This window comes from Hyphomonadaceae bacterium ML37, assembly GCA_027627685.1.
GTDB lineage: Bacteria > Pseudomonadota > Alphaproteobacteria > Caulobacterales > Maricaulaceae > Oceanicaulis.
In genome coordinates this window covers 2,066,153-2,080,031 of the sequence record CP091241.1, presented here as the reverse complement: position 1 = coordinate 2,080,031, position 13,879 = coordinate 2,066,153, and the positions used below count along the sequence as shown (strand labels likewise).

Sequence of the window (13,879 nt, the reverse complement as noted above, 5' to 3'; positions counted from 1 at the left end):
GCGTGTCATTTCCTGAACCCGGCTTTTCGAAAGGCGAGGTTGACCGCTCGGGAGATCGTTTCCGTGCAGGGACCGCGACTGAGCATGACGAGGTTGTGCTTGCGAATTGGCGTGCGGCGCATGGGCGGGTCATCAACGTTTTCCAGGCGAATCTTCGCAATCGTTGTAAAGAGTTTCAGTACCCGGTTGGCCAACGGCTCAAGCGTTTTCCGACAATCGTTGACAAGCTGACGCGTCAACCGGAAATGCACCTTGCCCGCATGAACGACATTGCTGGATGCCGAGTGATTTTTCCCACGATAAAGTCACTCTATCAATTTCGAGATCAGCTTTTAAAAGCTCGGTGGAGTCACAAACTAACCCATGATCCGGATCGCTATGACTATGTCGAGCGGCCAAAGGAGACGGGGTATCGCGGGATACATTTGGTCTATTCTTTTGTTCCGCGTGGACGCGGGGCTGAGCCTTGGCGAGGGCTTCGCATCGAGATTCAGTTGCGCACAAAAGCACAACATGTATGGGCGACCGGTGTCGAGACGGGTGATCTGTTAACAAAAGGCAGAGCCAAGTTCGGGGAAGGCGCTGATGCCTACCGACGTTATTGGCTGCTTGCGAGCGAAATCATTGCGCGTACTCGAGAGGGTCAGCCTTCGTACTTAGCGGAACTATCTTCAGAAGAAATTGTTTATCATTTTGAGGCGCTTGACCAGCAGTTAAATATACGAAGGCTTATGCGATCAGCGCGGCGGTCTCAACCCAAACTGAAGGCTGAAGCATCGACAGTCCTTATTTATCGGGCCGACAGAAAGCTGCCGTTGACAGCTCACAGCTTCTCGCATTGGCAGGATGCGGTCAAATTTTATAATAAAGCAGAGAAAGATTTGGCAGATCAGGCTGATGTGGTTTTGGTCGAGGCTGATAATGTAAAAAGTATTCGAAATGTTTTTAGAAATTATTTTTCGAATACAACAGATTTTTTAAGGTATATTGATGCGGGGATAAATCTGCTAAAATAACAGTACTCTATGCTGCGTGGCAGGCATAGCTGCAATGGTAGCAGCCATCCGACTTTCCAAACATGGAGCGAGCTTTTTCAATGGCATGATGGCAATCGGGAAAATCGCCAAGGTAGACGCGGTTCTCCGGCGCCGGCAGGTATGAGCAGCCATCGCGATGAACTTCATGCTCGCCGGTCGCTTGCGCTCTCTTGTTCACATAATACCGCGCCATGACAAGGCTCCTCGAAACGTCTAATTCGGCTATTTGTGGGGAGGGGTCAAGATCAGCGTCATGAGGCCCATTATGCCACCTGGCTTCGCTTCGCTCAGCCCGTTCGGCCGGTCGTCTGGTTCCCCGGACCAGACTTTGCGGCCGCACCCCCACGAGTGGGAGAGGAGCTCAACCCCATTACCCCCAACCCTACCTTCCCGGATTTTGCGTGAGCAAAAGTCGGGGACCCATCCCGCCCCATCAGAGCGGCCCCGGCGGCTGAGAGGTTCGGTGGATGGATCCCGGAACGGCTACGCCGTCCGGGAAAACAAGACAGACGCTCCGGCGTCTGAAAGCCCCCTCACTCCACCGGCAGATGCTCGCGCAGCAGCGCGGCGCTTTCGCTGAGGAGCTGGCGGCGGGAGTCGGCGGTGGTGAGGTAGTGGTCGATGGCGCGCATTTCGATATAGCGCAGGCGGCCCGAGCGGCGCATCACGCGGTCGAGATGGCGCGATTCCGCGACCGGCACGGTGGAATCCTCCACCCCGTGCAAGAGCAGGATGGGGGCGGCATATTCGCTGGCGCGGCGCGCGGGCGAGATGGAGGCGGGGTCGGCGCGCATTTCGGCGCGCGCACCGACATAGCGCTCCCAGAACAGGCGCCGGGCGCCGGGCTGGCCCAGCAGCTCCACCGGATCGGTGACGGGCGCAAAGGCGATGATGCAGCGCACATTCGCCCGGTCGATGAGGCCCAGCATCAGCGCGGCATAGCCGCCATAGGAGGCGCCCGCGGCGCAATATCCGCCCTCGCGCGCCACGCCTTCACGCACCAGATGGGCGGCGCCGTCGGCGATGTCGCGGATCATCAGCCCGCCAAACTCGCCATGGCCGGCGCGCTCGAATTCGCCGCCATAGCCGCTGGACCCGCGGAAATTGGGCTGCAGCACCGCATAGCCGAGCGAGGCGTAGTACTGCGCCCACCAGTCAAAGCTGGCGGTGTCGCGCGCGAAGGGGCCGCCATGGGGCAGGGCGACCAGCGGGAAGGGGCCGTCGGCGCGGGTCTTGCCCGGCGGCAGGGTCAGGAAGGCGGGAATGGACAGGCCGTCGGACGCATCATAGCGGAAGGCTTCGACCGGGCCGAGCGGGGTCTGGTCGAGGGCCGGCGCCTGGGACCCCAGAATGCTGAGATCGCCGGTGGCGCCGTCAAACAGGAAGTATTGCGACGGACGGCCGCGCTGGGTGGCCGCGACGGTGACCATCATCCGGTCGGCTGACCAGGAGGTGAGGGCCACCCGGGCGCAGGGCAGGACGCCGTCCAGCGCCTGGGCCAGGCTGGCGTGCAGATCGCGCAGGTCCGCGTCGATGAACACCTGGCCAGGCAGATCGTCATGCATGATCGAGACGCCGGCCAGTTCGTCGCGCCAATCGTCGACCAGCATCGCGTACTGGTCTCCTGCGTCTGCCGGCAGCTCGATCGGCGTCAGCGCCCCGGTTTCCAGATCGACCCGGTGCAGCCCTTTCTGCGCGCCGGTATTGATGCGCATGGCCAGCGCGGCGCCGTGCTCGATCACGCTGATCTGCGCGGGGGCGGGCCGGCCTGGTTCGGCGATGTAGAGCGGCTGGCCCTGGGCGTTGTCGAGCCTGAAATCGGCGCCGGAGGGCAGGCGCGAGGTGCTCGCGATGGTGCGGCCGTCCGCTGTCATGATGTCCCGGCGAATGCGCCCTGCGGTATTGCTGGAGGACATGCGCTCGCCGTGTCCGGTCTCGAGATCGACGCGCAGCGTCATGGTCGCGAACTCGCCCGGCGCCAGCCGGGTGCCGGTGTCGGGATTGGAATCGCCGCGCTGGACCACCATCTGGGCGATCGCGGCGCCCGGCTCGCCGGTGAGCAGGGAGGCGACCTGATTGGTGGCGCCGAGATAATTGCGCATGTTCTGCAGGAAGATCGGCGCCTCCCCGGTGTCAACGTTCAGGATCACGCCGCGCTCATTGGCGTAGACCGTGTGCGCGTCGCTCTGCCCGGCGCGCCAGGCGAAGCTGACCTCGATAATCACGTGCCGGTTGCTGGCCCAGTAGAACCCGCCCACGCTGGCGCGCTCGGGCGGTTCGTACAGGCGCGGGCGCTCGGCGCCGGTGAGATCGAACACACACACCGAACGCTGGCCCCGCCCGGCGCAGATGGCCGCGACGCGCCGCCCGTCGGGCGAAAGCCGGGGTTCGGAGAACGCCTCCATCTCGGCGAAGGGACCGGGATCGGGCGCCTGCGCGATGGCGGGCGGCGCGAACAGCGCCATCGCCGCTGCCGCCAGGATCGCCATCAGGCCTGAAAACCGTGCACCCATGACGTTCGCTCTCCGCGGCCAAGTCTTATCAAAGATTGCCGTTTTATACCCTCGTGACCCACGCTGCCGCCATCGCCGGCGCCGGTCAACCCGCTATTCGCGTGTGAGGTGAGGGGTGTGGCGCCGGACCCAAACATTTGTCCACCTGCATCCGCCCCGCCCGCGCTATATCTCTCACCATGGAGCGTTTTGCCCGACTGCTCGATACGCTGGCTTTCACGCCGCAGCGGAACGCCAAGCTGCGGGCGCTGGAGGTGCATTTTGGCGCGGCGCCCGACCCCGAGCGCGGGCTGGCGCTGGCGGCGCTGACGGGGGCGCTGGCGTTTCGCGGCGCCAAGGCCGGCGTGATCCGTGAACTGGCGGCGCAGCGCACCGATCAGGTGTTGTTTGCCCTGTCCTATGATTATGTCGGCGATCTCGCTGAAACCGTGGCGCTGATCTGGCCATCAAGGCCCGGCGCCAACCGGCCCCCTGACCTCGCCGAGGTGATCGACACCCTGCAGACCATCACCCGCGCCGAGGCGCCGGCCCAGATCGAGGCCTGGCTGGATGCGCTGGATTCCACCGGGCGCTGGGCGCTGTTGAAGCTGGTCACGGGCGGGCTTCGCGTGGGGGTGTCGGCGCGTCTGGCCAAGACGGCGCTGGCGCAATATGGCGGCGTGCCGGTCAATGAGATCGAGGAGATCTGGCACGGGCTGGAACCGCCCTATGAGGCGCTGTTCGCCTGGCTGGACGGCAAGGCGCCGAAGCCCGAAAGCGCCGCCAAATCGCCCTTCCGCCCGGTCATGCTGTCCCATCCGGTGGAGCCGCGCGATCTGGAAGCGCTCGACCCCAAGGACGTTCAGGCGGAATGGAAATGGGACGGCATCCGCGTGCAGGCGGTGAGCGAGGGCGGGGTGCGCCGGCTCTACACCCGCACGGGCGACGACATTTCCCATACATTTCCCGACGTGCTGGCGGCGCTGGATTTTGAAGGCGCGCTGGACGGCGAGCTGCTCGTGCGCGCCAGCGATGGCGGGCCGGCGCCGTTCGGCGATCTGCAGCAGAGGCTCAACCGAAAGACGGTCTCCAAAGCGCAGATGACGCGCCACCCGGCCTTTATCCGCGCCTATGATCTTCTGGTGGAAGGTGAAGAGGATCTGCGCGCCCTGCCGTTTGCGCAGCGCCGCCAGCGTCTGGAGGCGTTTGTGGCGGGGCTGGCCTCGGACCGCATCGATCTGTCGGCGCCGGTGGCGTTTGACAGCTGGGACGCGCTGGACGCCCTGCGTGCCGATCCGCCCCACGCCCAGGCCGAGGGCGTGATGATCAAGCGCCTGGCCAGTCCCTATCTGCCCGGCCGTCCGCGCGGCGAATGGTTCAAGTGGAAGCGTGATCCGTTTCTCATCGACGCGGTGCTGATGTACGCCCAGCGCGGCCACGGCAAGCGCTCCAGCTTCTATTCCGACTTCACCTTCGGCGTCTGGCGCACAGGCGAGGATGGCGAGGCGCTGACCCCGGTGGGCAAGGCGTATTTCGGCTTCACCGACGCCGAACTCAAACAGCTCGACGCGTTTGTGAAGGACAATACCGTGGAGCGCTTCGGACCCGTGCGCGCGGTGAAGGCGGGGCGGGATTTCGGCCTGGTGCTGGAGATCGCGTTCGAGGGGCTCAACCGCTCGCCGCGCCACAAATCCGGAATCGCCATGCGCTTCCCCCGCATTCACCGCATCCGCTGGGACAAGCCCGCGGCGGAAGCCGACCGGCTGGAGACGCTGGAGGCGATGTTGGGGGGCGGGTGAGGGGGGCTCACACAACAACGCCAGCGCATTCCAATGAAACGCCTCGTTCAAGCCTCCTCTCCCCTCTTTGAGGGGAGAGGGTAGGGTGAGGGGTGTGCGGCGGCTCAGCGAAACGTGTCGTAGGCAGGTGAACCGGAGAGGTCCGCCCCCTCACCCTACCCTCTCCCCCATAAATGGGGGAGAGGGGGTGGCCCGGGGGGCGTATTCCGGACGCGCAACCTAACCCCCCGGCGCCTCCCTTAACCGCCTTGCCGCGGCCATGGCTTCCAGGGCTTCGCCATCGGTGCGGGCGCCGCGGGCGGCGATGTCGTAGAGCTCGGCGGCGCCGGTGAGGTCGCCGGCGGCTTCTTTCAGGCGGGCGAGGCCCAGCGCCGCCCGGGCGTGCTCGGGCTCGAAAGCCAGGACGCGTTCAAACTGGACGGTGGCATCGGCGCCGTCGCCGGCCTGGGCCAGGCACGCGCCCTGGGCCGCAATCAGGTCGAGATCCCAGGGCGCGTCTTCCAGCTCCTGCGCGACACCGGCGCAGGCGGGGTTCAATGCGGCGGCGCGCTGGGCGGGGGTGGATACAGGGGCGGGCTGTGAGGTTTGCAGAGGTTCAGGCTCGGCTGGCGCGTCCGTGCTCGTCGCCGCGTTGTCTGGCGCCGGCGCAAACGGGCGCACGGGCGCCGCGTCCGGTCTGGCCGCCGCCGCGCGCGCTGCGGGCGGCGCGGTCCAGCCCTGCGCATCCAGCGTCAGCCACACACCGCCCGCGCGCACTTCAGCCGTCCGCATAGGGGCGCTGTCCAGCGTGAGGCGCACGCCGCCGTCGGATTCCGGCGACAGATGCAGCGCCGCGAAGGGCGCGGGGCTGGCCGGGGTGATCCGGCGCGCGGCTTCGCCATCCACGCCGATGACATACAGCGCGCCAGCTTCGATGAAGGCTGACGCCGGCTGGCGGTCGAAGGCGAGCCAGAGATGCACCCCGCCCTCGCGCTCCACCAGGAGCACGTCGCGCAATTGCGCGTGAGCGGGGGCCGCCGCGCCAAGCGACGCGGCGGCCAGGAGGCAGGTGAGGGGGCGAGAGACCATGGGTGAAGCATTGGCGCGAGTCGCCCGCCGCGCCTAGGTTCGTGGCGGGCCGCCCTCCGATTGACGTTGACGTGAACGTAAACCTGATAGATGGTGCGCGCCATGAGCCACACACCCGCGCCTGACTCGCTGTCGACGATCCGGGAGCTTGCCGAACGTTTTGACGTCACGGCGCGCACGCTGCGCTTTTACGAACAGAAGGGCCTGCTCAAACCGCGCCGGCGCGGGGCCACACGGCTGTACACGGCGGCTGATTGCGCCCGGCTGGAGCTGATCCTGCGCGGGCGCCGGGTGGGCTTTTCCCTCGATGATGTGCGCGAGATGCTGGAGATCGAACAGCTCGATCACGGCTCCCACGCTCACATGACGCTGGCGCTGGAGCGCATGCGCGACCGCATCACAGTGCTGGAGCGTCAGCGCGACGATATCGACGCGGCGCTGGCCGAACTGCACGCCGGGACGCGCTGGCTCGAAGCCCGCCTGGCCAATCGCGAACCGCCTGACGACATCAAACGCCGGGCGCGCGCCTTCGAGGCGCTGGCTGCGGCGCGCCTGACCGAATGGGCCGCTGGCCCGCCTGACTGACGCCTCACACGTTCACGCCAGCCCTCACCGGTCTGGCGGCCAACCCTTAAGCCGGCCCGATATCGCGCGCCGGCCCGACCCTTCGGAGACCGACATGCCCCAGTACCGCGCCCCGCTTCGTGATCAGAAATTCGTCCTCAACGAGCTTCTGGACGTTCAGCAATACACCCATCTCGACGGCTTCGCCGAGGCGACGCCCGACATCATCGACGCCATTCTGGAGGAGGGCGCCAAGCTGTGTGAGAACGTGCTGTCGCCGCTGAACAAGGTGGGCGATGTGCAGGGCTGCACGCTGAAAGACGGCGTCGTGACCACGCCCGAGGGCTTCAAGGACGCCTATACCCAGATGACCGAAGGCGGCTGGACCGCGCTGTCGGGCGATCCCAAGTATGGCGGCCAGGGCCTGCCGCATTTCCTGAACCTCGCCTTCAACGAGATGGTGACCAGCTCCAACATGGCGTTCGGCATGTATCCGGGTCTCACCGGCGGCGCCGCGCAGGCGCTGGTGGTGGGCGGCTCGGACGAGCAGAAGCAGCTCTATCTACCCAAGATGATCTCCGGAGAATGGTCGGGCACGATGAACCTGACCGAGCCCCATTGCGGCACGGATCTGGGCATGCTGCGCACCAAGGCCGTGCCCAATGGCGACGGGTCCTACAAGATTTCCGGCCAGAAAATCTGGATTTCGGCGGGCGAGCACGGCCTGTCGAAGAATATCGTTCACCTGGTGCTGGCACGCATTGAAGGCGCGCCGGCGGGCGTGAAGGGTATTTCGCTCTTCGTCGTGCCCAAATTCATCCCCGATGAAAACGGCGAGCCGGGCCAGCGCAATACGCTGAAATGCGGCGGGCTGGAGCACAAGATGGGCATTCACGGCAACGCCACCTGCGTCATGGATTATGACGAGGCCACCGGCTGGCTGGTGGGCGAGGAGAACAAGGGACTGCGCATCATGTTCGTCATGATGAACGAGGCGCGCCTGGGCGTGGGCCTGCAGGGTCTGGGCCTGGCCGAGACCGCCTACCAGTTCTCGCTCAGCTTCGCCAAAGACCGGCTTCAGGGCCGCTCGCTGACGGGGCCGAAAAACCCGGACGGCCCGGCCGATCCGATCATCGTGCACCCGGACGTGCGGCGCATGCTGATGGACCAGAAAGTGTTTGTGGAGGGCGCGCGGGCGCTGGCCTACTGGACCGCGCTGCAAGGCGATCTGGAGCACAAGGGCGAAGACGACAAGGCGCGCGAGACCGCAGGCGATTACATGGCGCTGCTGACCCCGGTGATCAAAGCCTATCTCACCGACAAGGGCTATGACAGCGTTTCCAAGGGCCTGCAGATTCATGGCGGCTCGGGCTTCACCGAGGAGTGGGGCATGTCCCAGCTCCTGCGTGATGCGCGCATCACCCTGATCTATGAAGGCACCAATGGCGTGCAGGCGCTGGACCTGGTGGGCCGCAAGCTGGCCATGAAGGGCATGGCGCCGATCAATAATTTCTTCGCCGCGCTGGACGCCTTCGTGGCGGAAAACAAGGGCGACAGCGCCATCGCATCGTCCGTGGAGGGCCTCGAAGCGGTCACCGCCAAGCTCAAGCGCGCCACCAACTGGCTGGTGGAGAAGGGGCTGGAGAATTTCGACAATGCGGGCGCGGCCTCGACCGATTACCTGCACCTGTTCGGCCTGACCTGCTTTGCCTGGACCTGGGCGAAGATGGCCAAGGTCGCCGCTGCGAAAGTCGCCGCGGGCGAAACCGATCCGATCTATGCCGCCAAGCTTGTCACGGCGGAGTATTTCGTCGCCCGCTGGCTGCCGGACGCCGACGCCCATCTGGCGCGCATCGAAAGCGGCGCCGGCAATCTGATGGCGCTCGCCGCCGAGGCGTTCTAGGCCGGCTGCGACCCAGACAGGAGATGCGATCATGAATGCTCAAGTGCTCAATACGGCCCGACCCGCCTGGCTCGACCAGGAGGACGTGAACATGTTCGACCACGCCGTGAGGGGCTTCCTGACCAAGGAATGCCTGCCCCACGGGGATCGCTGGGAGAAAGAGGGCCAGGTCGACCGCGATGTCTGGACCAAGGCGGGCGAAGCAGGCCTGCTCTGCCCGGCTTGCCCCGAGGAATATGGCGGCGCCGGCGGGGACTGGCGCCATGACTACGCCTTCCACATGGCTGTCGCCGAGCTGGGCGTGGACGGCTGGGGCGCGTCTTTGCACAACTCCATCGTCGCCCCCTATGTCTGGCATTACGGCTCGGAAGAGCAAAAGCAGCGCATCCTGCCTAAAATGCTGTCGGGTGAATATGTCGGCGCCATCGCCATGACCGAGCCCGGCGCGGGCTCGGACCTTCAGGGCGTGAAAACGACGGCGGTGCGCGATGGCAATGGCTATCGCATCAATGGCTCGAAGACATTCATCACCAATGGCGGCACGGCGAACCTGATCGTGGTGGTGGCCAAGACCGACCCCAAGGCCGGCGCCAAAGGCACCTCGCTCTTCCTCGTCGAGACCGACGGGCTGGAGGGTTTCCGGCGCGGGCGCAATCTCGACAAGGTGGGCCTGAAAGCCCAGGACACCGCCGAATTGTTCTTTGAGGACATGTGGGTGCCCGCCGAGGCCCTGCTGGGTCAGGACGAGGGCCGCGGTTTCGTCCAGCTGATGGAGCAATTGCCCCAGGAGCGGCTGCAGATCGCGGTGCAGGGCGTGGGCATGATGAAGCGCGCGCTGGCCGAGACCATCAATTACGTCAAGGAGCGCAAGGCCTTCGGCAAGGCGGTCATCGATTTTCAGAACACCCAGTTCAAGCTCGCCGAACTCAAGACCAAGGCCACCATCGCCGAGGTGTTCTGCCAGCACTGCTCGGACCTTCTGATCCAGGGCAAGCTGGACGCGGCCACCGCCTCCATGGCGAAATACTGGGTCACCGACATCCAGTGCGAGCTGGTGGACGAATGCGTCCAGCTTCATGGCGGCTACGGCTTCATGAACGAATACCCCATCGCCCGCATGTGGCGCGACGCGCGCGTGCAACGCATCTATGGCGGCACCAACGAGATCATGAAAGTGCTCATCGCAAGGACGCTCTAGTCGCGGCCCGCAGACACAGAACAACACCCCACAGGGAGGAACCCCCTTATGACCGACGCTTACATCTACGACGCCTGCCGCACGCCGCGCGGCAAGGGCAAGAAAAACGGTTCGCTGCACGAGATCACGGCGCTGCAGCTGGCCACCCAGCAGCTTGAGGCGATCCGCGACCGCAATAATCTCGACACCAGCTTTGTCGATGATGTGGTGCTGGGCTGCGTGTCGCCGGTGGGTGAGCAGGGCGCCGACATCGCGCGCGCCGCGGCGCTGAACGCAGGCTATGCGGAGTCCGTGTCGGGCTTTCAGGTCAACCGCTTCTGCGCCTCAGGGCTGGAGGCGGTTAATCTGGCCGCCGCGAAAGTCATGTCGGGCGAAGCGGACATGGCCATTGGCGGCGGCGTGGAAGCCATGAGCCGCGTGCCCATGGGCTCTGACGGCGGCGCCATGGTGGTGGACCCGGAAATGGCGTTCGACCACTATTTCGTGCCCCAGGGCATTTCGGCCGATCTGATCGCATCGAAATACGGCTATAGCCGCGATGATGTGGACGCCTATGCCGTGGAAAGCCAGAAGCGCGCCGAGCAGGCCTGGAAAGAAGGCCGGTTCAGCAAGGGCGTGGTGCCGGTGAAGAACCAGCTGGGCCTGACCCAGCTCGATCATGACGAGCACATGCGCCCGGGCACCGACATGCAGTCGCTGGCGAGCCTCAAGCCCGCCTTCGCCGATCTCGCCGCTTTCGTCGGCCTCGACAAGGTGGCGATCCAGCGATACCCGGACCTTGAGAAGATCAATTTCGTCCACCATGCGGGCAACTCGTCCGGGATCGTGGACGGCGCCTCGGCTATCCTGGTCGGGACAAAGGAAATGGGCGAGCGCCTGGGCCTGAAACCCCGCGCGCGCATCCGCGCCATGGCCTCCATCGGCTCTGAGCCGACCATCATGCTCACCGGCCCGGCCCCGTCGGCGCGCAAGGCGCTGAAAAAAGCCGGGATGAGCGAGAAGGACATTGATCTCTACGAGATGAATGAAGCCTTCGCCGCGGTGGTGCTGCGGTTCATGGAAGATCTCGGCGTCCCCCACGACAAGGTCAACGTCAATGGCGGCGCGATCGCGCTGGGCCACCCGCTGGGCGCCACCGGGGCCATGATCCTGGGCACGCTGCTGGACGAGCTGGAGCGCACCGGCAAGGGCACGGCGCTGGCCACGCTCTGTGTCGGCGGCGGCATGGGCACGGCCACGATCATCGAGCGGATCTAGGGCGATGGCCGGAGAGGATGGCAAGCGCGAAGCCAAGACAGGTCAGGCCGCTTATGCGGCCGGCCTGCCCCTCGGCATCGGCACGGGCCTGGCGCTCGGCGTGGCGCTTGGCGTTGCGCTGGACAATATCGCGCTTGGCATCGCGCTTGGCATCGCCATCGGGGCGGGAATGGCCCCGGCCTTCGGCGCCGCCCGAACCAGAACCAAAAAGAATTCACCGGATGCGCCCGACGCGGACGCATCAAAGGAGGAGAACTCCCAATGAGCTACACACATTTCAAATTCGAGGTCGACGGCGACGGGATCGCCCTGATCACCTTTGACAGCCCCAACGTGTCGATGAATGTCCTGTCCGCCGGCGTGATGGCTGAGCTCGGCCAGATCATCGCGCGCATCCAGGGCGAGGACGCCATCACCGGCGCCGTCATCACGTCGGGCAAGAAAGCCTTCTGCGCCGGCGCGGACCTGACCGAGCTGGGCGCCGGCATGGCCGATCTCAAGGGCCTGCCCGAGGACGAGGCCAAGCAGAAACTGTTCGACATCGCCTACCGCCTCAACGCCTCGCTGCGCGCGCTGGAGACCTGCGGCAAGCCGATCGCCGCGGCGATCAACGGCCTGGCGCTGGGCGGCGGGTTCGAGGTGACGCTGGCGTGCCATTACCGCGTAATGGCCAGCGATACCGGCGCCAAGCTCGGCCTGCCTGAAAGCCTGGTCGGCGTGCTGCCGGGTGGCGGCGGCACCCAGCGCCTGCCGCGCCTAGTGGGCGTGATGAACGCGGCGCCCATCATGCTGCAGGGCAAGCAGTTCGACGCCGACACGGCGAAAGCGCAGGGCGTGGTCCAAGAGATCGCCCCGGTGGCCGAGATCGTCGAAAAGGCCAAGGCGCTGGTGAAGGCCAATCCGCTGGGCTCCAAACAGCCCTGGGACCAGGACAAGTTCAAAATCCCCGGCGGCGGCCCCTACCACCCCCAGGGCATGCAGGTGTTCGGCGCGGCGAGCCCGATGCTCCTCAAAGAGACCTACGGCAATTATCCCGCCCAGCGCTACATCCTGTCGTGCGTCTATGAAGGCCTGCAGCTGCCCATGGATGCGGCCCTGCGCATCGAGAGCCGGTATTTCACCAAGCTTCTGATGCGGCCGGAAAGCCGCAACATGATCCGCTCGCTCTTCCTGTCCAAGCAGGCGCTGGAGAAGGGCGGTCGCCGTCCCGAGGGCCAGTCGAAATCCGACATCCGCAAGATCGCCGTCATCGGCGCGGGCTTCATGGGTGCGGGCGTGGCCACGGTGTCGGCCCAGGCCGGCATTGAGGTGGTGCTGATCGACCGCGACCAGGAAGGCGCCGACAAGGGCAAGCAGCACGTGCTCGATCACTTCGCCAAGGGCGTGCAGCGCGGCAAGCTGTCGGCTGACAAGGCCAAGGCCATGGGCGATCTGGTCACCGCGACCACCGATTATGCACACCTGAAAGACGTGGACCTGGTTGTGGAGGCGGTGTTCGAGAACTCCGAGCTGAAGCACCAGATCACCAAGGCGGCCGAAGAGCACCTGCCCAAGGACGCCATTTTCGGGTCCAACACCTCCACCATTCCGATCACCTCGCTGGCGCAGGCCTCGTCGCGGCCGGAAAACTATATCGGCATCCACTTCTTCTCACCGGTTGAGAAGATGATGCTGGTCGAATTGATCGTGGGCGAAAAGACCGGCGACGCGGCGGTGTCGCGCGCCATCGATTTCGTCTCCAAGATCAAGAAGACCCCGATCGTGGTGTCCGATACGCGCGGCTTCTACGCCAATCGCTGCGTGATGCGCTATATCGAGCAGGGCATGTATCTGCTCACCGAAGGGGTCAAACCCGCCCTGATCGAGAACGGCGCCAAGATGGCCGGCATGCCGGTCGGCCCGCTCTCCCTGCAGGACGAGGTGGCCATCGATCTGGGCTACAAGGTGCTGCAACAGACCAAGAAGGATCTGGGCGACGCGTTCGAGGACACGCCCAACGCTCACGTCATCGAAAAAATGTATGAGCTCGGGCGCTATGGCCGCAAGAACGCCAAGGGCTTCTACGTCTATGACGGCAAGTCCAAGCGCCTGTGGGAGGAGCTCGGCCAGTTCGCCCCGAACGGCACACTCCTGAGCGACGATCAGCAGCCGACCGTGGCCGAGATCAAGGACCGCATCCTCTACGCCCAGGCCATCGAGGCGGCCCGCACCATGGAAGAAGGCATCGTCGCCGATCCGCGCGAAGCCGATGTGGGCTCGATCCTGGGCTGGGGCTTTGCGCCCTATACCGGCGGCGTCCTGTCCTTCATTGACACGGTGGGCGCGGCGAAGTTCGTCAAGCGCGCCGATGAGCTGAAAGCCAAGTACGGCAAGCCGTTCGAGGTTCCCCAGCTCCTGCGCGACATGGCGGCCAAGAAGGAAACCTTCTACGGCCGGTTTGCACCCAAGCAGGCGGCTTAGGCTTCAGGCCTCCAGCTGAGACTTAAAGGGCCCCGGCGCGGCGACGCGCCGGGGTTTTTCTTTCCTGACCCCCGCTAACCCAACCTGCCTTCCCGGCCGAC

General features: G+C 65.2%; 11 protein-coding genes. 8 read left to right on the top strand and 3 right to left on the bottom strand.

Annotated features, from left to right (window positions below; translation table 11 throughout):
- The first annotated feature begins 2 nt into the window (after window positions 1-2).
- Window positions 3-1,016 carry a RelA/SpoT domain-containing protein gene (locus L2D01_10265; protein WBQ09280.1) on the top strand — a complete coding sequence of 338 codons (1,014 nt, stop codon included), beginning with the start codon at window positions 3-5 and terminating at the stop codon, window positions 1,014-1,016.
- Between the two features lie 7 nt (window positions 1,017-1,023).
- On the opposite strand, the gene L2D01_10260 is transcribed toward L2D01_10265, so the two are convergent.
- Together L2D01_10260 and L2D01_10255 are read right to left on the bottom strand one after the other, a co-directional pair.
- Window positions 1,024-1,230, bottom strand: coding sequence for a hypothetical protein (locus L2D01_10260; protein WBQ09279.1), 207 nt, complete (start codon window positions 1,228-1,230; stop codon window positions 1,024-1,026).
- Between the two features lie 340 nt (window positions 1,231-1,570).
- A complete protein-coding gene (locus L2D01_10255) occupies window positions 1,571-3,550 on the bottom strand; it encodes a prolyl oligopeptidase family serine peptidase (protein ID WBQ09278.1) in 1,980 nt (659 codons plus the stop codon).
- Window positions 3,551-3,729: 179 nt separating this feature from the next.
- Between L2D01_10255 and L2D01_10250 the strand changes: the two genes are divergently transcribed.
- Entirely contained in the window at window positions 3,730-5,328 is a 1,599-nt protein-coding gene (locus L2D01_10250; protein ID WBQ09277.1) for a cisplatin damage response ATP-dependent DNA ligase, read from the top strand.
- A 219-nt stretch (window positions 5,329-5,547) separates the two neighbouring features.
- On the opposite strand, the gene L2D01_10245 is transcribed toward L2D01_10250, so the two are convergent.
- Window positions 5,548-6,396 carry a hypothetical protein gene (locus L2D01_10245; protein ID WBQ09276.1) on the bottom strand — a complete coding sequence of 283 codons (849 nt, stop codon included), beginning with the start codon at window positions 6,394-6,396 and terminating at the stop codon, window positions 5,548-5,550.
- 102 nt (window positions 6,397-6,498) lie between these two features.
- On the opposite strand from L2D01_10245, the gene L2D01_10240 reads away from it, so the two are divergent.
- The 6 genes from L2D01_10240 to L2D01_10215 all read left to right on the top strand — a co-directional run bounded on the left by L2D01_10240 (window position 6,499) and on the right by L2D01_10215 (window position 13,778).
- Entirely contained in the window at window positions 6,499-6,981 is a 483-nt protein-coding gene (locus L2D01_10240; GenBank protein ID WBQ09275.1) for a MerR family DNA-binding transcriptional regulator, read from the top strand.
- Window positions 6,982-7,075: 94 nt separating this feature from the next.
- Entirely contained in the window at window positions 7,076-8,863 is a 1,788-nt protein-coding gene (locus L2D01_10235) for an acyl-CoA dehydrogenase C-terminal domain-containing protein (GenBank protein ID WBQ09274.1), read from the top strand.
- A gap of 31 nt (window positions 8,864-8,894) precedes the next feature.
- Window positions 8,895-10,061 (top strand): acyl-CoA dehydrogenase family protein, encoded by a 1,167-nt coding sequence (locus L2D01_10230; GenBank protein ID WBQ09273.1) that lies wholly within the window; start codon window positions 8,895-8,897, stop codon window positions 10,059-10,061.
- Between the two features lie 48 nt (window positions 10,062-10,109).
- Window positions 10,110-11,318: an acetyl-CoA C-acetyltransferase gene (locus L2D01_10225; protein WBQ09272.1), complete on the top strand. Its 1,209-nt coding sequence runs from the start codon at window positions 10,110-10,112 to the stop codon at window positions 11,316-11,318.
- A gap of 4 nt (window positions 11,319-11,322) precedes the next feature.
- Entirely contained in the window at window positions 11,323-11,583 is a 261-nt protein-coding gene (locus L2D01_10220) for a hypothetical protein (GenBank protein ID WBQ09271.1), read from the top strand.
- Window positions 11,580-13,778, top strand: coding sequence for a 3-hydroxyacyl-CoA dehydrogenase NAD-binding domain-containing protein (locus L2D01_10215; GenBank protein ID WBQ09270.1), 2,199 nt, complete (start codon window positions 11,580-11,582; stop codon window positions 13,776-13,778). Before L2D01_10220 ends, L2D01_10215 begins: the two co-directional genes overlap by 4 nt.
- The last annotated feature ends 101 nt before the right edge of the window (window positions 13,779-13,879 follow it).